This window comes from Streptomyces sp. PA03-3a, assembly GCF_033792735.1.
Lineage (GTDB): Bacteria > Actinomycetota > Actinomycetes > Streptomycetales > Streptomycetaceae > Actinacidiphila.
Window position 1 is genome coordinate 77,156 of record NZ_JARAVM010000018.1, and the last position, 23,662, is coordinate 100,817.

The 23,662-nt window shown below is 69.1% G+C and carries 18 protein-coding genes and 4 pseudogenes; 9 read left to right on the forward strand and 13 right to left on the reverse strand.

Going from position 1 to position 23,662, the window contains the following annotated elements; all coding sequences use genetic code 11:
- Positions 1-51 precede the first annotated feature (51 nt).
- Genes PV342_RS22170 through PV342_RS22190 form a run of 5 tightly spaced genes read left to right on the forward strand, consistent with a single transcriptional unit; the run spans position 52 to position 6,751 of the window.
- Entirely contained in the window at positions 52-2,670 is a 2,619-nt protein-coding gene (locus PV342_RS22170; RefSeq protein WP_500318486.1) for a lantibiotic dehydratase, read from the forward strand.
- Positions 2,670-3,734 (forward strand): lantibiotic dehydratase C-terminal domain-containing protein, encoded by a 1,065-nt coding sequence (locus tag PV342_RS22175; protein WP_500318487.1) that lies wholly within the window; start codon positions 2,670-2,672, stop codon positions 3,732-3,734. Before PV342_RS22170 ends, PV342_RS22175 begins: the two co-directional genes overlap by 1 nt.
- Positions 3,731-4,966 carry a M50 family metallopeptidase gene (locus PV342_RS22180; RefSeq protein ID WP_500318488.1) on the forward strand — a complete coding sequence of 412 codons (1,236 nt, stop codon included), beginning with the start codon at positions 3,731-3,733 and terminating at the stop codon, positions 4,964-4,966. Before PV342_RS22175 ends, PV342_RS22180 begins: the two co-directional genes overlap by 4 nt.
- The gene (locus PV342_RS22185) at positions 4,959-5,909 is read left to right on the forward strand and encodes an ABC transporter ATP-binding protein (RefSeq protein ID WP_500318489.1); all 951 of its coding nucleotides are present in this window, start codon (positions 4,959-4,961) and stop codon (positions 5,907-5,909) included. The genes PV342_RS22180 and PV342_RS22185 overlap by 8 nt, the downstream gene beginning before the upstream one ends.
- Positions 5,906-6,751, forward strand: coding sequence for an ABC transporter permease (locus PV342_RS22190; RefSeq protein ID WP_500318490.1), 846 nt, complete (start codon positions 5,906-5,908; stop codon positions 6,749-6,751). Before PV342_RS22185 ends, PV342_RS22190 begins: the two co-directional genes overlap by 4 nt.
- 305 nt (positions 6,752-7,056) lie before the next feature.
- Here PV342_RS22190 and PV342_RS22195 read toward each other — a convergent pair whose 3' ends face one another.
- Positions 7,057-7,200, reverse strand: coding sequence for a hypothetical protein (locus PV342_RS22195; RefSeq protein ID WP_400804813.1), 144 nt, complete (start codon positions 7,198-7,200; stop codon positions 7,057-7,059).
- Between the two features lie 118 nt (positions 7,201-7,318).
- On the opposite strand from PV342_RS22195, the gene PV342_RS22200 reads away from it, so the two are divergent.
- A complete protein-coding gene (locus PV342_RS22200; protein ID WP_400804816.1) occupies positions 7,319-7,666 on the forward strand; it encodes a transposase family protein in 348 nt (115 codons plus the stop codon).
- A gap of 721 nt (positions 7,667-8,387) precedes the next feature.
- Here the strand turns inward: PV342_RS22200 and PV342_RS22205 are convergent.
- Together PV342_RS22205 and PV342_RS22210 are read right to left on the reverse strand one after the other, a co-directional pair.
- A complete protein-coding gene (locus tag PV342_RS22205) occupies positions 8,388-9,410 on the reverse strand; it encodes a DUF4331 family protein (RefSeq protein ID WP_400804818.1) in 1,023 nt (340 codons plus the stop codon).
- A 111-nt stretch (positions 9,411-9,521) separates the two neighbouring features.
- Positions 9,522-10,169 (reverse strand): Rossmann-fold NAD(P)-binding domain-containing protein, encoded by a 648-nt coding sequence (locus PV342_RS22210; RefSeq protein WP_400804821.1) that lies wholly within the window; start codon positions 10,167-10,169, stop codon positions 9,522-9,524.
- A gap of 47 nt (positions 10,170-10,216) precedes the next feature.
- Here PV342_RS22210 and PV342_RS22215 point away from each other — a divergent pair, with 47 nt between their 5' ends.
- On the forward strand, positions 10,217-10,498 hold the full coding sequence (locus PV342_RS22215; protein ID WP_400804824.1) for a hypothetical protein: 282 nt from the start codon (positions 10,217-10,219) through the stop codon (positions 10,496-10,498).
- Positions 10,499-11,219: 721 nt separating this feature from the next.
- Here the strand turns inward: PV342_RS22215 and PV342_RS22220 are convergent.
- Positions 11,220-11,354: a hypothetical protein gene (locus tag PV342_RS22220; protein WP_500318491.1), complete on the reverse strand. Its 135-nt coding sequence runs from the start codon at positions 11,352-11,354 to the stop codon at positions 11,220-11,222.
- A gap of 160 nt (positions 11,355-11,514) precedes the next feature.
- Here PV342_RS22220 and PV342_RS22225 point away from each other — a divergent pair, with 160 nt between their 5' ends.
- Both PV342_RS22225 and trhA read left to right on the forward strand, forming a co-directional pair.
- The gene (locus tag PV342_RS22225) at positions 11,515-11,841 is read left to right on the forward strand and encodes a MerR family transcriptional regulator (RefSeq protein WP_400804827.1); all 327 of its coding nucleotides are present in this window, start codon (positions 11,515-11,517) and stop codon (positions 11,839-11,841) included.
- 63 nt (positions 11,842-11,904) lie between these two features.
- Entirely contained in the window at positions 11,905-12,708 is an 804-nt protein-coding gene (gene trhA, locus PV342_RS22230; RefSeq protein ID WP_400804830.1) for a PAQR family membrane homeostasis protein TrhA, read from the forward strand.
- A 158-nt stretch (positions 12,709-12,866) separates the two neighbouring features.
- Here trhA and PV342_RS22235 read toward each other — a convergent pair.
- The 9 genes and pseudogenes from PV342_RS22235 to PV342_RS22275 all read right to left on the reverse strand — a co-directional run.
- Positions 12,867-13,029: pseudogene (locus PV342_RS22235) on the reverse strand (IS5/IS1182 family transposase); the annotation flags it as partial.
- A gap of 41 nt (positions 13,030-13,070) precedes the next feature.
- Positions 13,071-13,400: pseudogene (locus PV342_RS22240) on the reverse strand (integrase core domain-containing protein); the annotation flags it as partial.
- 112 nt (positions 13,401-13,512) lie between these two features.
- Positions 13,513-13,821, reverse strand: a pseudogene (locus tag PV342_RS22245) (transposase); the annotation flags it as partial.
- 90 nt (positions 13,822-13,911) lie between these two features.
- On the reverse strand, positions 13,912-14,685 hold the full coding sequence (locus tag PV342_RS22250) for an alpha/beta fold hydrolase (RefSeq protein ID WP_400804833.1): 774 nt from the start codon (positions 14,683-14,685) through the stop codon (positions 13,912-13,914).
- Between the two features lie 67 nt (positions 14,686-14,752).
- Positions 14,753-15,322 (reverse strand): DJ-1/PfpI family protein, encoded by a 570-nt coding sequence (locus tag PV342_RS22255; RefSeq protein ID WP_089227892.1) that lies wholly within the window; start codon positions 15,320-15,322, stop codon positions 14,753-14,755.
- 89 nt (positions 15,323-15,411) lie between these two features.
- Positions 15,412-15,690 (reverse strand): annotated as a pseudogene (locus PV342_RS22260) (FCD domain-containing protein); the annotation flags it as partial.
- A 682-nt stretch (positions 15,691-16,372) separates the two neighbouring features.
- Positions 16,373-18,298 (reverse strand): ThuA domain-containing protein, encoded by a 1,926-nt coding sequence (locus tag PV342_RS22265; RefSeq protein ID WP_500318492.1) that lies wholly within the window; start codon positions 18,296-18,298, stop codon positions 16,373-16,375.
- A gap of 203 nt (positions 18,299-18,501) precedes the next feature.
- On the reverse strand, positions 18,502-22,428 hold the full coding sequence (locus PV342_RS22270; RefSeq protein WP_500318493.1) for a ThuA domain-containing protein: 3,927 nt from the start codon (positions 22,426-22,428) through the stop codon (positions 18,502-18,504).
- 587 nt (positions 22,429-23,015) lie between these two features.
- The gene (locus PV342_RS22275) at positions 23,016-23,585 is read right to left on the reverse strand and encodes a DJ-1/PfpI family protein (protein WP_089227892.1); all 570 of its coding nucleotides are present in this window, start codon (positions 23,583-23,585) and stop codon (positions 23,016-23,018) included.
- Positions 23,586-23,662 lie beyond the last annotated feature (77 nt).

A 23,662-nucleotide genomic window follows, 5' to 3' on the forward strand; every position in this document is an offset into this window, starting at 1 on the left:
GCGCCGGGTCCCCGACGCACCGAAGGAGCGTGGCACCTCGTTCCGCGGTTCATGCTGCGGGTCGGCGGCCTGCCCTTCGAGGCCGCCGACGTCCTGGCCACCGCGCAGAGCGCGGCGTGGGCGGACGGGCTGCTCGACGCCCGGCGGCGTCTGCGTGAACGCGGAGCCCGCCTCGCCGACGTCCTGCAGGAGCGGATAGCGGACTCCCTCGCCGACCCGTCGGCGCGCCGCACGCTGATCAATCTGCGCCGGGACGTGTTCAACTCCCGTCTTCCGCGTTGTCTCGCGTCGGCGGAGCCGCTGCTGCCGGCGCAGGACGTCGCGGCACTGCGGGAGTGGGCCGCCGAACGGGAGCGCTGCGCGTCGCTGCTGAGCGGCGGCTCCGACGTCGTGGCGCGCGAGGTCGCGGCGAGCCGGCGGGAGCTGCGGCGGATCACGGTGGAGACGGATCTGCGCCACGGCATCCAGCTGTCCTCTCCGTCTCTCGACGAGTACCTGGACGGCTATGTGCGGCGCGACGGCGGTCCGCTGAGCAAGCGGGAACGCCGCATCGAACGGTCACTGCTGGAGTACCTCTACCGCACGGCGTGCAAGACCAGCCCTTTCAGCACGCTGACGGCGGTGTCCGCCGGCGGCTTCGAGGAAGGCGTCGGCAGCCCCCTAGCGGCGCGGCTCAGCGGCTGGGACAAGGAGAGCCACTCCAGGCTCAACATCGCGGTTCTCGCCCGGCTCTCGGACCTGGCCACCGTCGACCCGCGGTTCCGCCGCGACCTGCCGGTGCGGGCCACCAGCGGGCTGCGGGTCGACCGCGACCGGGTGCGCTACCTGCGCAAGCTGCGCGGCGCCGACGCCGACGCGGACGCGGCGGTCACCTTGGACGCGGTGCACGAGAGCCTGTTCTACCTGCCCACCGGCGACGTTCTCGAGGACGTGCTCACCGTGCTCCGGGACGACGCCGAGCTGCGGTTCGGCGACGCGGTGGCCCTGCTGTCCGCCATGGGCCCCGACCGCCCGGTAGCCGATGTGGAGGCCTACCTCGCCCAGTTGCTCAGGCTCGGGCTGCTCGTCGTCCCGGGGCTCCAGATCGACATCCACGACCCGGACCCGGTCGCCACCTACGGCAAGGGCCTGCGGGCGCTGCGCACCGGCTGGGCGGACGACGTCGCCCGGCTCGTGGAGCACATGGGCGAGGACGTCGGACGGTTCGCCGGGGCCGACCTCGAACGCAGGCGCGTGCTGCTGGGCCGGATCAAGGAGTCGGCGGCGGCGGCGCACCGGCTCCTGGGCCGGGCGGATCTCCCGGTGCTGCGCACGCTGGTCTACGAGGACACCACGGTGCCCGGGCTGGCGGTGACCGGTGACGCGCAGGCATGGCAGGAGCAACTGACCCCGGACCTCGAACGGTTGGCCGACATCCTGCCGGCCTTCGACGGCAACCTGGTGCGTCGCCTGGTGACCAAGGGATTCTTCACGGCGCGGTACGGCACCGGGGGGCGCTGCGAGGACTTCCTGTCCTTCGCCCACGAGTTCGGGCAGGACTTCTACGACAACTACAACCAGCGGCTCATGCGTCACCAGCGCTTCGACGGCACCGCCTTCCGCCCCTACGACAACTGGTTCCGGCAGGAGGACATCACCCGCATCGACCGTGCCCGGGCCGCCGTCGCCGACGAGGTCGTACGGCGATACCGGGACCTGCCCTCCGGGGCCGACCTGGAGCTGGACGAGGGGTTCCTCACGACCGTCACAGCGATCCTGCCCCGCTCGCCCCGGGGAGGACTGCGCCCACTGTCGTTCTTCCTCCAGCTCGCGCAGCGGGGCACGCAGGATCCGCTGGTCGTCGTCAACCGGGTCTACTCCGGCCTGACCCTGCTGTTCTCCCGGTTCGCACACTGCTTCGGGTCCGGGCTCACCGCGTCGCTGCGCCGGGCCCTGGAGACCGTCGTCCCGCCCGGTGCCGTCTTCGCCGAGCTCAAAGGCGGCTACGACACGACCAACCTCAACCTGCACCCGGTCGTCACCCCCTACGAGGTGGTCTGCCCGGGCGAGACCAGTTCCCGGCCCCGCGCGGAGCAGATCCCGGTGGAGGACCTGGTCGTCGAGCACGATCCTGCGGCCGACCGGCTGCTGCTGCGCTCGCGTCGCCTGGGCGTCGAGGTGATCCCGGTCTACCTGGGCTTCCTGCTGCCCATGGCGCTGCCTGAAGTGCAGCAGGTGCTGCTGAACTTCTCGTACACGAGCATGGTGCAGCTCGACCTGTGGGAGGGCACCGGCCTGCGGGAGACACAGGACGGCCCGCTGCCCCGGATACGGCTCGGCAACGTCGTGGTGCAGCGCAGGTCCTGGCGGTGCACGGCGGACCGGCTGCCCGCGACCTCACCCGGGCAGCCGGACCACGAGTGGTTCCTGGCGTGGCGGGAGTGGCAGCGGCGCATGGGCCTTCCCCGTCGCGTCTTCGCGAGCCCGGGCGGCGAGCACAAGCCCCTGTACGTCGACTTCGACGCCTACCCGAGCGTGCGCCTGCTCGACGCGGCCGTCCGTAAGAGCGCCTCCCCGGTGGTCCTCACCGAGATGCTGCCCGGCCCGGACGAGTTGTGGCTGCGCGACGACCGGAACCGATACGTCACCGAGCTCACGGTGGAGCTCGACGGAATCCCCACGGAGCGGTGATGGACGGCAAAGACACTCTCCTCGCAGGCAGCGTCCCCGGCACGGAGACGGACGGGAACGGCTGGATCAGCCTGCACGTGTTCTACGCGGCGAACGCCAACCCGGTACTGGTGCACTGCGTGCGGCCGCTTGTCGCGCGGCTGCGCGAACAGCGCCTGCTGCGTTCCTGGTTCTTCATCCGCTACTGGCTGGAGGGCCCGCACATCCGGCTGCGCCTGCTGCCGGCCGACGCCGCGGCGGCCGGCGAGGTGGCAAGGATCGCCGAGGAGGCGCTCGCCGACTTCCTGCGCCGCCGCCCGGCTCTGTACGAGGAGGACCGCAATGCCAGCGGCGACCTGTACCGGAACATGTTCCTCGCCGAGTACAGCCAGGAACGCTGGGACGAGTTGTACGGACCGGAAGGCACGATGCCCTTCCGGGACAACAACAGCGTCGCGCGCATCCCCTACGAGCGGGAGCTGGACCGGTACGGCGGTACCACCGCCATGGAGCTGGCCGAATGGCACTTCGAGAGATCCAGCGACCTGGTGGTCACCCTGCTGGAGAGCACCAACGTCCACGTGCGCACCGTGCTGCTGGGCCAGGCCGCCCAGCTGACGGCCGGTCTGTGCTTCTCCTTCCTGGGGGATCACGGCGAGGTGGCCCGCTTCCTGACCCGCTACCGCGCCATGTGGGAGACCTCCTACCAGGAGCCGAGCGACAGCCAGCACGAGCGCTTCGACCGCAGTTATCACCGGATGCGCGACCGGCTCGTCTCCCGGCTGCGGCACGTGGGGGACAGCGTCTGCGACACGCCCGGCGCGGCTCCCACCCCGCTGGAGCGGTCCTGGCTCGGCCACTGCGCCGACCTGCGCGAGAAGGTACTCGCGCTGTCCGGCGCCGGCGTGCTGGCCTTCCGCGACGGCGCGGCCCCCGACCCCCAGGCCGCCTTGGCCATCGTCCTCAGCTCCTACGTCCACATGACCAACAACCGGCTCGGCGTGAGCATCCTCGACGAGATCTACCTGTCGTACGTCATGGACAAGGCGCTGTCGGACATGGCCGCGCAGGAGGTGCCACGGTGACCGCACAGGATCTGCCCCGGCTCCGCCAGGAGGTCGTGCTCGGCCCCGCCCTGCGGACCGGCCCGAAGACGGTGCACCACGTCAAGGACGCCCGTACCGGCTGCTACTACCGGGTCGGCCCCCGCGAGCACTTCATCATGGGCCTCATGGACGGCCGCCATACCCTCCAGGACATCGGACGCCGGTACAGCGACACCTACGACCGCCGGCTGGGCCCGGACCACTGGGGGCAGATCTTCACCCTCCTCGGCCGCTACCAACTGCTCGACGGGCATGCCGACACCGCGGTCCTCGACAAGCTGAGGAAGGCCCGTGAGGACAAGGAGTCCGCGCGGCAAGGGTGGCTGCGACGGCGCTGGGTGCTGCTGCGGCCCGACCGGCTGTGCGCCGCCCTGGCGACGCGCCTGGCCTTCGCCTTCCGTGCCGGTTTCGTGATACCCGCGCTGATCCTGGTCGCCGCCGTACAGGCCCTGGTCTGGACCCACGCGGCCACCCTCAGCACCGAGGCGGCCCACCAGCGCACATGGGCGATCTCGATACCGGTCTCCGTACTGCTCGTCTGGGTGATCACCGCGCTGCACGAATTCGCGCACGGCGTGACCTGCCGCCACTTCGGGGGCACGGTCACGGAGATCGGGGTCAGCTGGCGGTTCCCCATGCTGGCCCCCTACTGCCGGACCGACGACATCGTGCTGTTCCACCGCCGCAGAGCCCGAGTGGCGACGGCGTTCGCCGGGGTCATGGTGAGCCTGCTGGCCATGGTGCCGGTCGCCGGATGGTGGTGGCTGACCCGCGGCGGTGGTCCGGGCCATTCGCTCGCCGCCGGGGTCCTGCTGTTCGGCAGCGCCGGCTCGTTGCTGAACCTGCTGCCGTTCCTGCGATCGGACGGATACGTGATGCTGACCCACGCGCTCGACCTGGCCGACCTGCGCGGCGAGAGCTACCGGTTCTGGCGGCTGCTCCTGCGCCGGGGCGACCCCGCCGCGCGCGAACGACTCAGCGTCTACCCGGCCCGCGACGCCCGCGCGTACGCCGTCTACGGGCTGGTCTCGCTGCTGTTCGCGCTGTCGGTGTACGGCTGCCTGATGTGGTTGTGGTTCACCACACTCGAACGCTGGACGGGACCGGTGTGGGCCGTGGTGATCCTCGCCGCCGAGACCGCCGTCGTGGTGGTCCTGGTCCTCGCGGCGGCCCGAGCCCGTTCCGGCGGACGGCGGGCCGCCGATGCGTGACGTCCTCGCGGTCCGCACCAGCGGACTGACCAAGCGGTACCGTCCGGAGGCCGGTGTGTTCGACCTCGACCTCGTCGTGCGCACCGGAGAGGTGTACGGCTTCCTCGGGCCGAACGGGTCCGGGAAGACCACCACCATGCGGATGCTCGTGGGACTCGTCCGGCCGACGTCGGGCACCGCCTCGGTGCTCGGCCACCCCGCCGGCAGCTCCGCAGGCCTGCGGGGCGTGGGCGCGTTGATCGAGTCACCCGCCCTGTACCCGCACCTGTCCGGGCGCGACAACCTGCGCGTCCTCGCCCGATACGCAGCCGTTCCCCCCGGCCGCGTCGACGACGTGCTCGAGGAAGTGGGCATGGCCGCGCGAGCCGATGTCGCCTTCCGCGCGTACTCGCTCGGCATGCGGCAGCGGATCGCGGTGGCGGCCGCGCTCCTGAAGGACCCCGCCCTGCTGATTCTCGACGAGCCGACCAACGGTCTGGACCCGGCGGGCGTCGCCGGCATACGGGAGCTCATCACGGGGCTGCGCCGTCACCAGCGCACCGTCCTGCTGTCGAGCCACCAGCTGGCCGAGGTGGAGCACCTGTGCGACCGGGTGGGCGTCATGCGTCACGGCCGGCTGGTCGCGGAGGGCACCGTCCCGGAGCTGCGCCGGGGCGCCGGACACGAGGGTCTGACGCTCACGGTCGATGAGCCGGCACGCGCCGCCGACCTGCTCGCGCGGCTGCCGTCCGTCCGCTCGGTGACCGTGGACGACGGGAAGGTGCGCGTGGCCGTCGACCCCGGCCAGGCGGCGGCCGTCAACCGGCTCCTCGTGGAGAACGGACTGGCCGTCAGCGAGCTGCGCCGGCAGACGGTCTCCCTCGAGGAGGCCTTCTTCGAGTTGGTCGCGGACCAGCCCACATCGGGAACGGGATCGGAACGCCAGGGAGTGGTCAACCGGTGAACGCCGTGGTGCAGGCGGAGCTGCTGGCGGTACGCAAACGCCCCGGCGTGTGGATCGTCGGCGGCGCGTGGATCGCCCTCGCCCTGGTCTTCGGCACGGTGGTGCCGGCCGTCGTCTACCTGGCTGTACGGAACCGGCCGCCCGGCGCCGCCGGTGACCCGCAGGAACTGATCGACGGCCTGCTTCCGGACCGCTTCCTGTCGGGGACCGTGGCCCTGTACCCGATGTTCGGCAGTGCACTGATGCTGATCCTCGGCGCGGTGCTCACCGGAGGCGAGTTCCGGTGGGGAACCTGGGGGACACTTCTGGTCCAGCGGCCCGGCCGCACGGGCGCGGTCCTCGGCAAGGCGGCGTCCGCGGCGGTGGTGGTGCTCTGCGTCACGGCGCTGGTGGTGGCGCTCGGCGCCGCATCCGGCGCCGTCGCCGCGGCGCTCACCGGCCGGGCGGCGCACTGGCCGGACGTGTCGAGCATCGCGGCCGGAGTCGCGGCAGCCTGGCTGATCAGCATGGCCGCGGCGAGCCTCGGCATGTTCCTGGCGATCCTGCTGCGCGGCACCGGCGCCGCCATCGGCGTGGGGCTGCTGTGGCTGCTGGCGATGGAGAACCTGGTCTCCGGGCTGACCACGACCCTCCCGGTGCTGAAGGGGCTGCAGCGGCTGCTGATCGGGCCGAGCGCGGGCTCGTTGGCCGCCGCCCTGGACCCGTCCGGCACGGCCGGCACCTCGGTTCCCGGGGTGGTCTCGGTGTCGGGACCCGTCACGGCGAGCGTGGTGCTGACGGCGTACATGGCGGTCTTCCTCGGCCTGTCCGCCCTGCTGCTCACCCGGCGCGACGTGGCCTGAAGGCCCGCCCGCCACGGGCGAAGCGCACCGTCGGCGGCGGAGGTCCACCCACCCCGGCCCGCCCAGCACGGCCTGTGCCCCGCCTCGGCCTCGGCCGACCGCAGCAGGGACAGGCATACGGACCGCCGCCGGGCAGGCTGGCTCTGGGCGGTTCTTCGGGCGTTGTCACGCGTCGAGTGTTGCATGATCTGCGAGGACGCTCTGCGCTGAACGCGCAGTTGTGAGGAGCAAGGTCACCTGACTAAAAGAGTGGCCTCCGCCGTCTGACTACTTTTGCCACTCTTTCTGGCATACCTACTCGCGGTTCAGAAACCGCTGGCCCCATAGATCTTCTTGGCGTGCGACGCGAAGGCTCGCGGCCCCAATACGGGCATGATGATGCGCGGCACGAGGGGAGCGCTGGCCAGCATCAGCGTGACGACTGCCGGTTCGGCAAGAGAAGCGAGCATGCAGTGAAATGATCTACGCGAAGCAGTGTGAACCACCCCATGCGTGAGCAGGCCGGAGCGGTCGCACCCGACTGCGGACAGACGTCCGCCCCGGACGGCACTCCGCGGTGGGTCTCCGATGTCGAGCCCGGTTCCACTCCCGACATCACCGCAGCACGGATCCACGCCCTCCCCGCTCTGTAAATGCCGCGGCCGACGGCCTGCCCCACGGGCCGACAAGGGCTACATCGGGGCCGGCATCGGCATCCTTGTCCCGGTCCGCCGCCCGAAGGGCCGGTCCGAGCAGGTCCTGCACGCGGACACACGAACCACGAACAGTCTTATCAGAGGCATCCGTGCGCTCGGCGAACGCGCTGCCGCCGAGCTCAAGCAGCGCTGGCGCACGCTGCAGTACGTCACTCTCAGCCCGAGCCGGATCGGCGACATCGCCCGCGCCGCCCTCGTCCTCAACGAAGCTTGGCAATGATCACCGCTGAGAGAACGTCAGTGGCACGCAGCCGCACCATGTTTTTGACTTCAAGGCGCGCCCAGCCAGCTACGGAGAGGGCTTCAGGTGGTCAGGTAGGTTGTCATGGAACGGGTGTTTGAGACCTTGGCTCCTGTACTGCCTCGGGGAGTGCCGAAGCCCGATCAGTTCGTTGAACCACGCCCACGCCTCGTGTGGCAAGACGCAGCCTCCGTCGTAGGGGACCCATCTCAAAGCAAGTAGGGCTTTGTCAGCGTAGGGCGCCCTGGGGGGGGTGTCGGCAGGCTGGGCCGGTGTGGGTCCAGGCGGCCAGGAGATGTTGAGTGGGCCAGGGCCTGGCAGGGGGCTTATGGGCTGGTGCTGTTCGGCCAGAACCGCTCGCACATACACGGGCCCGCGCCAACGTCGAGACGTGTTCGCTCGCACGACGAGCGGCCAGGTGTGCCTTTCGTCGTGATCCTGTCCGAGTCACCAAGGAGGATTCAGCGCCGCGGGTGCTGGTGCTGGTTGAGGCGCAGCGGCTGTCGGTGTCCGGGCTGAAGTTCCTGCGCGGGCTGTGGGACGCCCCGGACACCGATCCGCGTCTCACATTCGGTGGTGACGGAGTGTGCTGCTATCGGAGGAGGATGCGGTGGCGAAGCAGGGTGAAGCCTGCTCGTCCGTGCCTCGACCGGCTCCCGTGGTAGCGAAGGGTGCCTACCGCTCCCACGGGGTGTGGGGGTCAGGCGGGGTTGGTGTAGGGGAAGTGCGGGGTGCGTAGGTCGGCGTTGGTTGCGGGGGTGAGGCCGGAGGGTACGGGCGTGTTGGTCACCAGGGAAAGCATGGCTTCGGGGGCGTTGTCGGCCTGGGTGCGGCCGTTGCGGGTGGCGAAGCCGAAGGATGCGGGGGTGTCGATGACGTACGGCAGTACGTCGGGCAGGAGCTGGGCGGCCACGGTGCGGCCGTAGCCTTCGGGGTCTGCCGCGGTGCCGGTGGCGCGGACGACGGCGGCGACCTGGTCGGCGATGTCCCTGCCGCTTTGGGTGAGGTCCTGTGAGGGGTGGCGGGTGTTGGCGGGGTCGGAGAAGTCGGTGTCGCCGGGCCAGAAGATCGGCCACATCATCGGGTTGCCGCCGCGGTTGATCTGCCGCCAGCCTCCTGCGTCGGTGGCGAGTTTGGTCGCGCACCACACGCCGGTGCGCGCTCCGGGCTTGAGCTGGGGGTGGGTGTGGGGGATTTCGAGCACGATGGTTTCCACGGATGTGCCGGCGAAGGTGTTCTTCGCCTGCTTCGGGTTCCAGGACGACAGGTCCACGGCGGTGCCCTTGGCGACGGCTCCGTTGATGATCGCGAGCAGGTCGAGGTCGATGTAGAAGGGGTCCGCGATCCGGCTGGCCCACGCGCGGATGCCGTCCGCTTCGGCGGTTTCGCCCGTGCGGCCGGTGAGTACGAGTTCGCCCTCGGCGGTGTCTTCGCGGGCGTCCGTGCCGGTCAGGGTGTGCAGGCGCAGTGACTGGCGGCCGTCGGTGTCGGGTTCGCCGAAGGAGAAGCGGTAGGTCAGCGTCTCGAATTCGGCGCCGTCGAAGTGGACCTTGAACTCGTAGCGGGCCTCGTGGTGGAAGCCGGGCTCGGCGTAGACGCCGGTGATGTTGGAGTTGACGTCCATGACGAACACGGTGCTGCCCTGGCCGGGGAAGACGTAGAGGTCGTCGATGTAGAGCTGGCCGTTCTGTGCTGCCAGCGGGGTGTCGAGGTGGTGGGACATGAGTGATACCTTTCCGGGCGGCCGAGGGGACGCGCCCGACGGTGCGTTGGTTGCGGGACTGCGCGGGATGGGTTCCCCGGGCGACAGCGCGTGTAACGGCGCAGCCCTTGCTTAGCGCTGCACGAAGAGCTCGTCGGGCATCTCCTCGATGCCCTTGGCGGGGTGTCCGAGCAACTGCCCGAGCAGCGGATCGACGATCTCGCCTTCACCGTTGGCCAGGCCCTGGCAGAAGGGGTGCCAGCCGGCGAACTGCAGTTTGACGGAGCGGCCGGTCCGTTCTTCCACTTCTTTCGCGATCTTGCTGATCTTGGTGGCCCTCGGCCCGGTCAGGCGGAGTGTCTGCCCGAGGTAGTCCCGGTAGTGGGCGAGGATCGTCGCGTTGCCTTCGCCGAGCTCGTCCAGGCCGGTCCAGGCGATGGCGATGTCCTGCGGCACCGTCCATTCAAGGTCCTGCGGCACCGTCCATTCGAGCGGCCGGGGGTCGCCCGCTCGGATGGCGCGGGCGGCGGAGCCCACGTAGTGCGGCCATCCCTCTGCGTAGATCCCCTGCCGGACGATGATGTGGTCGATCCCGCTCTGTGCCAGGTGGCGCATGATGTGGATGTGGCCCTGCTGGATGCCGATCAGGCTGTCCAGGCCCGTCTCGCCGCCCAGCATCATGCTGGAGTAGATCACCGTGCCGACGCCGACGGAGCGGGCGGTCTCGATCGCGTCCTTGTGCAACTGGACACGCTGCACGCCCGGGTCCGGGTGTGACATGAGGAACAGCACCCCCCAAGAGCGGGGAGACCTTGCGGAATCTGACCATGAAGGGCCTGGAAGCCGCATCCCACGAGTTGCGGCGCCCGCTGTCGGAGATGGTCGGTCCGGCCCGCGACGCGGGCAGCGCCGGCGCCTCGCACCCGCTGGCCGTGAACGAGACCGTCATCGCCCTGCTGCGCCCGAAGCCGGACCTGCCCCTGCTGGCCGGTGAGCCGCCCGAAGCACAAGGGGAGGGTGTCCACGGGCATGGTGATCTGGCCGTGAGCCCATGTGGCCAGGCCGCGTGCGCGGTGAGCGGGCCGACGCGTACAACGCGGCCAGCGTGACGCGGAAGTCCGCCATGGACAGGTCGGCCCCCTTTGATCGTTTCCTCCGGATGTCACCCACTGGTTGGTCTACGGCCGCAGGCAATCCCCGGCCCTGACATCTGCCCTGGTGAGCCGCGGGACAGCCTTGGAAGAAGTGCAGCACCCGGCGGCCGTCCCGCCGGCTTGGGTACGTGCACCGCCTGGATGGTGGCAGGGTGCGGTGGCCAGGGGAGGAGTTGTGGACCGGGCCGCAGGGGCCGGTGCCTTGCGCGCTGTCCACGTCGCTGTTGGGGTCGATTACCTCATCGTCCAGCGCCCAAAAATCTATGGTGGCCGGAGTAGACATTGGGCGGTGGTGTGGTTATTGTTTCTCTCGTAGCTCAGAGAGACAGAAGGGCCTGGCAGAGACGAACTGCCGGTCAGCAGTACCCGCAGTACAGCTGGTTGCAGTGTGCAGGACGGTGCGGTGGTGGAGTTCCGAAGCCAGAGCGGTTGCAGGACGGCGACGGACTGACGACCGGACCGGGTGGCCCGCAGTGGTCAGGGGCCGCCGTGAGCAGTACCGGTAAGTGCAGTTCGCAGTGCCAGCAGTCAAGTCAGTGGGCAGTACCTCGGTGAAGGCGTCGGGCTGCGGACGCGCGCACCGGGAAGTTCGGCAGCGAGGTTCCGAGCCAGAGCAGGACAGGCGACGGACCGGCTGCCGGAGAGTGGCGCTGTCGCAGGCCACCGAGCAGTTGCATCACCAGCAGTAGAGCAGTACGCAGTCCCGTCCAGAGGGAAGAACGGAGGAGCCGAGCGCCATCAGGATCGCCCGGGCGAGCAGTACGAAGCCCGGGTACCGCAGGACATCGATAGTGAGGTGGTCTCCGGTCACGCATCCGCGATCCCCGCGCCCCCGGCAGCATTCCGGTCGGGTGGGCGGAAACAGAAGGCCGGTGTATTTCCAGGGCCGGCAGATGGTGTAGCAAGTTCCTTCGGGGCCCTGGTGCCATATGGCACCAGGGCCCCTCAGTGCGGTTTCCCAGAGAGGTGCAATGACAGCAGACGACTCGTTCAGCCGGCTTGACGACGACGACTACCCCGCCTACACGATGGGCCGGGCCGCGGAGATGCTCGGCACCACGCAGGGTTTCCTGCGCGCCATCGGCGAAGCCCGCCTGATCACCCCGCTCCGCTCCGAGGGCGGCCACCGCCGCTACTCCCGCTACCAGCTGCGCATCGCGGCCCGCGCCCGGGAACTCGTCGACCAGGGCACCCCCATCGAGGCCGCCTGCCGCATCGTCATCCTCGAAGACCAGCTCGCAGAAGCGCAGCGCATCAACGCCGAATACCGCCGTGCCGCGTCCCGGCCTGACACCTGACCCGCAGTCCGGGGCGACGCGCCCGAGCCGCGCATTCTTCCGCCGACTCCAGAAGATGAGGGCATGATCGCCGAAGATACTCAGCCGCCGGCACACGGACCAGAGTCTCAGCCTCGCCCCGGCACCACCCCCAACGCCCTGCGTGCGCCCGCGAGTGATGCGCCTGTTGGCACAACTGGCCGGCTGACTGCCGGGCAGGCAGCGGCCGGCCTCGAAGGCGGGGTGGAGCGCGCGGCGGCTGCGCTGAAGCCGAGGATGCGCGGCTGGCTGCACGCGGGCGTGTTCCCCCTCGCTCTGGTCGGCGGCATCGTCCTGATCGCCGTTTCGCGCTCAACCGCCGCAGTGGCGGCCTGCTCGGTGTACGCACTGTCGGCCTGCCTGCTGTTCGCTACCAGCGCTGTCTACCACCGCGGAACCTGGGGTCCGCGCGGGGACGCGGTTTTGCGCCGGCTGGACCACGCGAATATCTTCCTGATCATCGCCGGCACGTACACCCCGCTGGCGGTACTGCTGCTGCCCACAGCCCAGCAGCAGGTCCTGTTGGCCGCGGTGTGGGCAGGCGCCTTGGCCGGCATCGCCTTCCGCATGCTGTGGATCGCGGCTCCGCGGTGGCTGTACACCCCGTGCTACCTCGCGCTGGGCTGGGTGGCCGTCTTCTACCTGCCCGATTTCGCGCGCACTGGCGGCGCCACGGTTGTCGTTCTCGTCATCACCGGTGGTTTGCTCTACACCGCGGGCGCCGTCGTATACGGACTCAAGCGCCCTGACCCTTCACCGGCCTGGTTCGGCTTCCACGAGGTCTTCCACGCCCTCACCATCGCCGCCTTCACCGCGCACTACACGGCCATCGTCCTGGCAGTCACATGACTGCCTCGGCGGGGCCCAGCCCCCACCCCTCCGCCCGTGCGCAGCTACCCGAGGTCGGGGGCTGATCGGGGGCACGACAGGCAAGATCCTTCGAGTGGCGAACGGCAACCACCTTCCTTGACTCTGCGCTCCCGGCAGGCCAGTCAACTTTTTCAACCTCAGTTTGAGGCGTTGAGGTGGAGTGTGAGCACCGCCCGTACGAGGGCGGTGATGAGCATTGTGCTGCACCGCAGCTTGCGGAGGAGCCGCCGGTCTTGAGAGTGGCCATGGCGTGTCGCCGCGTGCCCGGATCTTGGCGTGGGAGACGTTGGCCGCGCGCTGACTGAGCTGCCCCGAATTTTGTGGAGTCCGCGATCGTGTGATCAAGCGGTCTGCGGGGTTTCCTCTGGTTGCGCCCAGTACGCCTGTTCGTCCTCGTCGGGTGGGACGTAGCTCAGGGCGGAGTGGAGTCGTTCGCTGTTGTACCACGCGACCCACTGGACGAGGGCCCGTTCGACATGGTCGAAGTCCCGCCACGGTCCCTGATGCTCGATCAATTCAGCCTTGAATGTTCCGTTGAGGGCCTCTGCCATCGCGTTGTCGTAGCTGTCCGCGACGGACCCGACCGACGCGGAGGCGCCGACTTCTGCCAATCGCTCTGTGTAGCGAATGGACACGTATTGCGACCCGCGGTCGCTGTGGTGGATCAGCCCTGCGTCCTACGGGATGCTGGCACTGCTGGTAGTTCTCCTTTACGCCTGGATCGTAACAAACCCAGACTTCAGGGACTCCACGAAGATCAGTGCAGCTCAAATCACTATCGCTGTCGGTGATGGTCGAGATGGTCTGCTCGGACACGCTCGCGCCGCAGACCTCGGCCAGGTGGGCGGAGATGTCGCCGTGCGTCAGTCCCCGCGCGGACAGCGACAGCACCATCTCGTCCACGCCGGTCAGACGCCGCTGGCGTTCCTTGACGATCTGTGGCTCGAAGCTGCCGTCGCGGTCCCGCGGCACCGCGATCTCGACCGGGCCGACGTCGGTCAGCACCGTCTTGGACCGGATCCCGTTGCGGGAGTTCCCGCTGCCGGCGCCGATCGGGTCGTGTTTGTCGTATCCGAGGTGGTCGGTGATCTCGACAAGACTCCCGAGAGCTACCTGGCCGGACTCCACTTGTGCGGCACGATGCTGTGGCTGTGGCTACGCAGCATCACCGGACCTGCATGACTAGTAACCTCGTTCCCGGCCGAGGAAGCACGACAGGAGTCGCCTGAAGTCGTGCGGGTGCTCGAGCGCCGGCACGTGCCCGCATCGGCCGAGCACGTGCAGACGGACATCGGCCAGGTGTTCGAGCAGGGGCAGGGCTGCCGTCCCGAGCGGGGTGACTCGGTCCTCGGCGCCGTGGACGAGCAGCACGGGCGCGCGGACCGCTGCCAGAGTTTGCGCCGAGAGGGTGAGCTCGTCGGCCCAACGTGCCCTAGGTGGTGGGAACAACGGCGCGAATGCGGCCGCTCCCGCTCGCATCGCAGCTGCACGGGCAGCGACGGCCGACTCGGTCACGAGCGCTTGGTCGAGGACGAGGCGACTCAACATGTCTCGTGCCCCGAGCGGGCCGGCGGGGGCGGCCCAGACCGCGTCGAGCTCGGCGGACAGCGGCGCCCCGGGGGCGCCCATCGTCGAGACCGCCACGACACGGGTGACCTGCTGGGGACGCGCGGCCGCCAACGCCAGCGCCACGGCACCGCCCATGGAGTGGCCCACCACGGCGTAGTGCTCGACACCGAGAGCATCCATCAGGCCAGCCGCCTGCTCCGTCCACAGCCGGAGCCCACCCCTGGAGCCCGCCGGGATTGGTGTACGACCGAACCCCGCCTGGTCAGGAGCCACCAGGTGCCAGGACGTGCCCAGCGCCTGTGCCGTCGTTGCCCAGGCGCCGGATCCGGTCGTACCGGGTCCGGAGCCATGCAGCATCAGCACCGCGGGCCCGGTGCCGCTCTCCATGACGTGGACGGGGGAGCCGTCGACTGTGATGGTCCGAAGTGCCGTCACCGGGGCAGGCCAGGTGTGCTCATGCCGATGCGGAGTTGATGGACTTCGAGAAGAGCTCCATCATCGCCCTGCCGAATTGCGGCATGTCGGGCCATCCGCGGCAGGAGACGAGGTTGCCGTCCACGACGTCGGGAGCGTCGATGACCGTTGCGCCCGCGTTCTCCATGTCACCGGTGATGGGGGGGAAGCACGCTGTCTTCCGGCCCTTGAGCAGTCCGTACACAGCCGGCACCTGCGCGCCGTGGCACACCAGCGCGATCGGGAGGTTGCGCGCGAAGAAGTGCTCGGTGATGCGCCTGACGTCGGCGTCGACCCGGATCCACTCGGGGGCGCGTCCCCCAGGGATGATGAGGGCGTCATAGCGCTCGACGTCGACCTCGGCCCAGGGCACGTCGACCGGGAGCTTTCGGCCGTTCTTCTCCACGTAGGCGTCGGAGTTGGGGTCGAACTCGTGGATGACCAGCTGAACGTCACGCATCGTCCGTGACGAGACGTCGACGTCCCAGCCGCCCTCCTGAACGCGATAGTAGGGATACATGGTGTCGAGCTCCTCGGCGGCGTCGCCGGTCAGGAGCAGCGCTCTGGGCACCTGCTTCTCCTCGCATCTGAGGGGGATGAGGCGGATCCGATCCGATCTGATTGGCTAGCATTCCTCGGCCCAGCCCGCCCGTCAAGCCTTTACACCATTCCGCCGGCACCCTTGGCCTCGTCGAACAAGCGCCGGAACCGCTCGCCGGGCAGCAGGGTGTGCCGACGCATGGCGTAGGCGGCGGCGTCGGGGTCACGCGCGGCGGTCGCGGCCACAACGTCTTCGTGCTCGGCCATCGCCAAGTGAGTGACCTGGGTGTCGTGGAGAAGCCGGAACAGGCGCACGTGCGTGTGCAGGCGAGCGAGCGCTTCGCGGATGAGCTGGTTCTCCGCGCTCAGGGCGACGAGATCGTGAAAAGCAGCGTCGCGGAGCCCGAAGGCGCCATAGGCGTGAGGTCACTTCTAGCGTCTTCGGGAACCTTTTGCCATCGGTCGCATGCTGCGGGGTGGTGATGCCCCGCTTGGATCGTATAGGAAAGGTGACGGATGCCAGCCATCCTTCACCCACCGCGGAACCGCCCGCCAGCGCCCTGCTTCGACCACCTGAAGCTCCCCTGATCATGCTCGGCGTCCTGCTCGGTTCGCCACCGGGCCACACAAGGACCGAAGGACTTCTCGGCTGGCTGAAGACCCAGTACGGCGCGGCGTACTCGTGGAGCCGGTCTGCGGGGGGCGGCGCCCGCGACAGCCCGGCAATTCGTCCAAGGGTCACCGTCGTCCTCCTCCCCTCCGATCGCAGACGCATCCGTTCTCCGCGTCGCGGAACGCGTTCTTTCATTTCATTCGGCCGGCTCATCACGACCTCGCGATCGGCCTCGGTGATCGCCCCTGCCGGCGCAACCGCCGTCGCCCTGGACCTAGTGTTCGAATGCCGCCTGCAGGGCGTCGACCCGACCGCATCACCGCTCCCTTGGGAGGATGGGTCACGTGCGGCACCTGCCAATGTTGCGTCGGTGATCACGAGAAGGTCGTGCATAAATCCGCGATAGTGGTGCGCGCTCCAGCGTCAGCGCGGCGGGGCGGCGGTTCGCCGCCCCGCCGCGTGAACGGGTCAGCGGTTGAGGTTCTGCATCCACTCCCGCAGCTCGCGCGCCTGCCGCGCGAGCTCGGAACGCGCCGCAGCGTCGCCGGAGGCCTCGTCGTTCGCCAGGTCGACGATCGAGTTCAGCGCCGGGATGGCGGTGGTGTAGTTGGTTGCCAGGTAGCTGTCCCGCGCGATGTCCAAAGCGGCACCGACGGCGTCCGCGGCGTCCGCGGTCAGCAGCCCGGCCGCTCGGTCAGCCTCGATCAGCAGGCTGGTCTCCCGGTAGGAGGAGCAGTTGGCGTCCGTGCGGTCGGCGGTCGTCTCGATCCCGCCGAGGATGATCTGCATGAACGCGTCGTCGTAGTACTGCGTCCGGAAGTGGCCGAGGATGTTCGAGAACGCCTTGCCACCGCCCCAGTTCTGGCACCACGCGATCGGGTGGTCGCCGTTCATCAGCCGCAGCGGGTTGGTGGCCGCGTTGCCGCTGTTGAGGCTGCGCTGGTAGCTGTCCTCGTTGAGGCTCAGCAGCGTGTGCACGTCGGCCCGCATGTTGCGGTCGAAGTTGTAGAGCTCGTCGACCGTCATCCACCGGGCAGGGAGATGCGCGGTCGCCGGGTGCGTCTTGTCCTCGGTCACCACCTCGGTGTGGATGCAGCTGCCGCACTGGCCGAACCCGTTCTGGCCGTTCGGATGGTTGGTGAAGAACCCACCGGCGAGGTCGCCGTACCACGGCCAGGTGCCGATCTCGAACGAGTCGGCGGCGCCGTGGATGCCGACATAGCCGCCGCCCTGCTTCATGTAGGCCTCGAAGTTCGGCTGCTCGGTGGTCGCATTGAGCGGGCCCGGGTGCCCGACGTTGGACTCGAAGACGATCGTGTCGTACTGCTTGAGCGTGTCGAGGCTCAGGAACGGGCTCGTGGGCAGCGTGACCGTCGGGAGTTGCGGGTCGTAGACGTCGACGTTGAAGTTGTGCGCGATGCCGAGCTTCTGGATCGCGGCCACGGTGTGCGGGATGTGGTCGTGCCGGAAGCCCGTCGTCTTGGAAAAGATCAGGACGTTGTAGTCGGCGTCCGGGTTGTGCGGGAGCGGGGCGAGCACCGGGTCCGGGATGAACTTCGGGCCCTCCGCGGGCTCAGACTCAAGGCCCGTCGCGGGCTCCGGCGCGAGCCGGCCTTCGAGCTGGTCGATCAGGTAACGAGCATCGCCCACGAGTGTGCTGCGGGCCGAGCCGGGCGGGATCCGGCCGGCGATCGAGACGAACCCGTTCAGGACCTGGCTCGCGCGCTTGGCCGAACCGGCGTCGGCGAGCGCCTTGGCCTGGTCGACCTTGGCTTGGAGCGCCTCGCCGACCTCCGCCGGGACGCTGCCGGCGGTCACGAACCGGGTGATCAGCGTGCCGACGTCCGCGAACGAGGTCGTCACGATGAACGTCTGCGTGTACTTCGCGCTGCTGGAAGCAGCGTCAGAGAGATGCACCGCGAGCGTGTGCACGCCGAGCGACAGGTCGGAGGTCTGCACCGGCAACGGCGGGACCAGCTTGCCGTCGAGGTACATGTTCAGCACAGCCACTCCGCCCGAGCCGGGGGCGGGGTCCGTGCGCGTCGGGATAAGCGTGGCGACGTGTCCGACCTGACCGTCGGTGATCGCCGGGTACGATGCAGCCGGCGCCCGCGTGTCGATCCGGACCGAGATCGAGCGGAACGCCGCGACGTTTCCGGCCGTGTCGACCGCGCGGTACCGGACGCTGGTGTTGCCCTCCTGCGTGATCACCGCCGACGCCGTGGCCGACGTCGGCGCCCCCTCGACGGGCACGTCGATGTAGGCGGCGCCGCCGTTGAGCGAGTACTGGAACTTGGCGATGCCGACGTCGTCGGTCGCCGACACGTTCAGCGTCACCGGGCCGGTGTACCAGTTGTTCTGGCCGGTCGGCGCAGAGGGCGACAGCGTCGCCACGTTGATCGTCGGCGGTGTCGTTTCCTGTGCCCACGACGGTGTCGCGGGGATGAGTGTTGCGGCCGCCGTCAGGAAGGCGGCCACTGCCGATGTGCGAAATCTTCTCCGCATGAGTGTCTTCTCTCTTGCCGCTGTACCGGCGGGTTCGCTGGGTGCGGATGCCCGTGCCGACGAACTCGGGTTCGTCGGCACGGGCGGGTTCGCTAGGTGCCGATGCCCGCGCCGACGAACTCGGCCCAGTTGAGGTTGAACAGGTTGCCGCCCGTGGCGCCACCCGTGACCGAGCGGAACACCAGGAACAGCTCATGCGTCCCGGACATCGAGATCGGGAACGTCTGGCTCGTCCAGGTTCCCGTCCCGCCGGTGGACACGAGGTTGGCCGTGGTCAGGATCGGCCCGGTGATCGAGTCCTGACGGACCTCGATTGCCGCCAGCGGCGACCCGGGCGTGCGGCCGTTCGCCGCGTCCGCCGCGCGGAACGTGATCGAATCGATGTTGGTCAGGTTGAAGGGGCCGTTGAGCTGGAGCCAGTCGCCCGAGCCCAGGCTGCCGCGGTGCACGCCGGCGCCGCCGTCGGTGTTGGTCGCCGTGTTGGTGCCGGACTGGTTGACGACGAACTCCACCTCCTGGTGCTTCTGGCGGATCTGGTGCTGGCCGGTCGTGGTCAGCTGTGGGACGCCGCCCGGACCGCCGTGGTCGGTGTAGCGCGCCTGGACCACGCCGGAGACGTTGCCGCCGTGTGAGACGTCGTCGGCGTCCGTGTGGAGCACGCCCGAGCAGCCGTTGACGGACTCCTCGGCGTGGCCGTGCGCGTCGTGGCCGAGCACGAACGTCACCTGCACCTCGGAGCAATTCACCGTCGCGTCCTCGGGGTCCGTGACCGTGACCGAGAACGGGATGTCGTCGCCGAACGCGAACGTCCCGCCCTCCACCGGCGTATTGACGACCACCGTCGGGCTCGTGTTGCCCACGGTGATCACGGTGCTGGTCGAGGTTTGCCTTCCGGACGAGTCGAGCACGGTCAGCACGGCCGTGTAGCGGCCGGACTGCGTGTAGGTGTGTGCCGGGTTCGGGTCGGTCTCGATCGCCGAGCCGTCGCCGAAGTTCCACTCGTAGCGGATCGAGTCGCCGGGATCCTCATCCAGCGAGCCGGCGCTGGAGAAGTTCACGGTCAGCGGCGTTGAGCCGTCGGTGCGGTCCGTGGTGAGCACGGCCTTCGGCGCGCGCTTGCCCTTGACGTACTCCCACTTGTACATGCCCGCGTCGGGGCTGATGACGTTGAACCCGTTGCCGTAGGTCAGCAGGTAGAACGCGCCGTCAGAACCGAACTGCAGGTCCATCGGGTTGTCGCACTCGAACCGGAACGCGCCTGCCCCGGCGTTCGCACGGCTGCCGCAATCCAGGAAGTTGTTGATCTTCTGGACGTGGTTGGTCTGCTTGTCGAGCTTGACCTCGCGCAGCGTGTCCTGCGTCCACTCGCTGATGATCACCGAGTCGTCGTAGTACGGCGGGAACTTGTGAGGGTTCGGGTTCTTCGGGTCGTAGTGGTACTTCGTGACCCCGTGCGGACCGACGCCGCCGGTGTAGAGCTCGGGGAACAGCCGCGGGCATTCCGTCGTCGAGCCGGGCGCGATCGGGCCCGAGGTCGGCGCGTAGTAGGCCTCGCACGGGGTGCCGAGCGGCGCGGTCGGGTTGTTGTCGCGGTAGGAATACCAGATGTCCGGGTCGGTGACCGGCGGGACGTCCCTCAGGCCCGGCTCGACCGTCGGACCGCCCTCGATGTTCCACAGCGAGTCGTTGCGCTGCGTCGGCCCGTCGCAGTCGAACTTCTGAGGCGGGTTGTTCAGCGGCGTGCCCGCGGTGGTGGTGCCGGGCGCGAACTCGTGGAAGTTCCACTCGTAGTGCGCGAGGTCGCGCTTGTAGCACGTCGGCCAGCCGTAGTTGGACGGCTTGCGCACGATCTCGTAGCGGCCGGTGCCCGCCGGGCCGTGCGAGCGCTGCGGTGTCTGGGCGTCGGGCGAGTAGTCGCCGATGTAGGCCACGTCGTTCTCGTCGACCTGGATCCGGAACGGGTTGCGGAACCCCATCGCGTAGACCTCCGGCCGCGTCTTGTCCTGCGGCGCGCCCGCGACCAGCGGGAACAGGTTGCCCGACGGGATCGAGTAGGCGCCCGTGCCGGAGCCGAAGTCGACCTTGTTGGCGTCGGCGTCGGAGATGTTGCCGTCCTTGACCTTGATCCGCAGCACCTTGCCGCGCAGGTCGTTGGTGTTCAGTGCGGTGCGGCGCGAGTCACCGGTGAGCCGCTGATACCAGCCGCCCGCCTGCGCCGTGTCGGTGGCGATCGCCGGCGTGGCGGTGCCGGTCAGGCCGGCGCCGTCGGCGGTGATCTGCGGCTGATCGGACTGCTGCTTGCCGCGGCGGAAGAACACGTTGACGTTCGACGTGTTGACCGGGCCGCCGCTGGTCTGGATCTCGTCCGCCGCGATGTTCGAGAGCGCCTCGAGCGCCGCGTCGATCGCATTGCGATCCGCGTTCCACGCGATCGGCTCCGTCGTCTGGCCCTCGAAGGTCAGCGTGAACGTGCCGCCCGTCGCGTTGGTGACGCGCACGGTCTGCTGCTCGTCGGTCTTCTGCGAGTTGTACGGCCCGTAGCCGCCGGCGTTGATGCCGCCCGCGGGCGTGTCATCGCCGGTGACCATCCAGAGGTTGCCGTGCTTGTCGAAGTCGATGTCGCCTCCGACGTGGCAGCACTCCTGGCGGTTGACCGGCACGCGCATGATCTGCTGCTCGGAGCCCATGTCGAGGTGCGCCGGCGTGCTGTCGGTGGCGTCGACGAACTTGAAGCGGCTGAGCTGGAAATAGCCTACGTACGGATCCCACGCGGTCTTGGACGCCGCCACGTTCGGCGGGGTGGTGTTCGGCGTGGTCTGGGTGACGACCGATCCGTCGCTCAGCTTGACGTCGGTGACCTCCTTCGGCGAGTAGTAGAGGTAGACCCACTTGTTGGTCGCGAAGTCGGCGTCGACCGCCGGGCCATAGAGCCCGTCCTCGCCCGCGGAGTAGATCTGCTGCGTCATCGGCAGGCTCGGATCGGCGAAGTTGGCGACGACCGTGGTGACGCCCGTGGTCGAGTCGTGCATGCGCAGCGAGCCGAGGCGGTCCGTCTGCAGAACGCGGCCGTCCGGCAGCTGGTCGAAGCCGATCGGCTCCTGCAGGTTCGGCGGCGAGCCGATCTTCGTCTGCTGGTAGTTGGCCAGCACGGTGGCGCCGCAATCGCTGTAGTCCGGGTCGGCCTGGCCCGCGGCCCAGCCGATCGCGCCCTTGAGGTGCTTGGTGAGGCCGGCGTCGAAGCTCGCGGCCGTGTTGCCCAGGCCGGTGTAGAACGAGCGGCCGCCCTGGAAGTCCTTGCACCACGAGACCGGGTGATCGGCGCCCATCGTGCCCCCGGCGATCCCGTCCAGGTCGGCGCCCTGCGGCTGCGGCCCGAACGGGTCTTCGACGACGGTGTCGAGGACGTGTGACACACCGCGCACGTTCTTCGTGAAGTTGTACCACTTGTCGGTCCGCGACCAGATCTGCGGCAGATCCTTGGTCGCGTCGTGGACGCGGTCGGCGACCTTCACGTCACCCGATTGCACGTCGGTCCTGCCGGACGCACGCGTCCCCAGGATGTCGGTCAGGAACGACCAGGACTCGTCGGTCTCGACCGCCGAGCCGACGCCGACGAAGCCGCCGCCGTCGCGGAAGTAGTGCTCGAAGTTCGCGCGTTGCGCGTCCGTGAGCGGGCTCGCGAGACCCGTGTCCAAGAACACGACCGCGCGGTACTGCTTCAGCTTCTTCTCCGTGAAATGGTCGCCCACGTCAGCGGGCCCGGGCGCCACGACCGTGAAATGACCGGGTCTGGCCGCATCCCGGATCGCGGCCAGGCCGGCCGACGACACCGCGTCCTGGGTGCTGCGCACCACGAGCACCTTGAAGCCGGCGTCTGGTGGTGCGGCCTCGGCGGCAGGCGCGGACGGCTGCAGCAGCTCCGGTGCAGCGACGGGAGCGGGCTCAGCCGCCGTGGGGGCCGCAGCGCTCACCGGCGTCGCGAGGAACGTGAGGAAAGGGGCGATGAGGGCTAAGGCCATCGTGGTCGCGGTGCGACGTCTCGGGCGTCGTCCTTGTGCTGGCAGGGCTGCGTCGAGCAGCCTGGCCCACGTTCGATGACGTGGTGACATGAAAAACCCTTCCTGCCTGGGGGATGTCAGGCACGGCGCGAACCGCCGCGCTTATTGCCACTTGCTGGTAGCGGATAGTGCGGTTGCTGGAGGGTGCCGGCTCCAGGTCTGTGGGGCCGTCAGCAAGGGGCCGGCCTGCGTGAGTCCGTGATCGTGGTCGAGTCGTCGATGATGTGGTTGATCACCGTGCTCGCCGCGCCACGGGATGCGGCGCCGAAGCCGAGCGTGCAGGCGACGAATCGGCACTGGGCGGCTGGAGCTGCCACCGCGAGCCGTTGCAGCTGATCTTGTGCGTGTGGCAGCAGTCAGTGGGCCGGCGAGGCGAAATGGCCTCCGATGACGGTCACTCGCGGGTTGAAGAGGTTGGCCAGGATCGAGCCACCGGGTGGCCGACATCGCCAGAGGCCTGGCCTCTGGCGACCGGCGCATGACGATGGCGGTGGCGGTGGCACAGAACGGCGAGTGGCTCGGGCTTCACCGGGGCAGGTCAGGTGTGGTCATGCCGATGCGGAGTTGATGGACTTCGAGAAGAGCTCCATCATCGCCCTGCCGAATTGCGGCATGTCGGGCCATCCGCGGCAGGAGACGAGGTTGCCGTCCACGACGTCGGGAGCGTCGATGACCGTTGCGCCCGCGTTCTCCATGTCACCGGTGATGGGGGGGAAGCACGCTGTCTTCCGGCCCTTGAGCAGTCCGTACACAGCCGGCACCTGCGCGCCGTGGCACACCAGCGCGATCGGGAGGTTGCGCGCGAAGAAGTGCTCGGTGATGCGCCTGACGTCGGCGTCGACCCGGATCCACTCGGGGGCGCGTCCCCCAGGGATGATGAGGGCGTCATAGCGCTCGACGTCGACCTCGGCCCAGGGCACGTCGACCGGGAGCTTTCGGCCGTTCTTCTCCACGTAGGCGTCGGAGTTGGGGTCGAACTCGTGGATGACCAGCTGAACGTCACGCATCGTCCGTGACGAGACGTCGACGTCCCAGCCGCCCTCCTGAACGCGATAGTAGGGATACATGGTGTCGAGCTCCTCGGCGGCGTCGCCGGTCAGGAGCAGCGCTCTGGGCACCTGCTTCTCCTCGCATCTGAGGCGGGTGACGTCGATCCAATCCAATCCGATCTGACCCAATTGCGTTAGCATTCCTC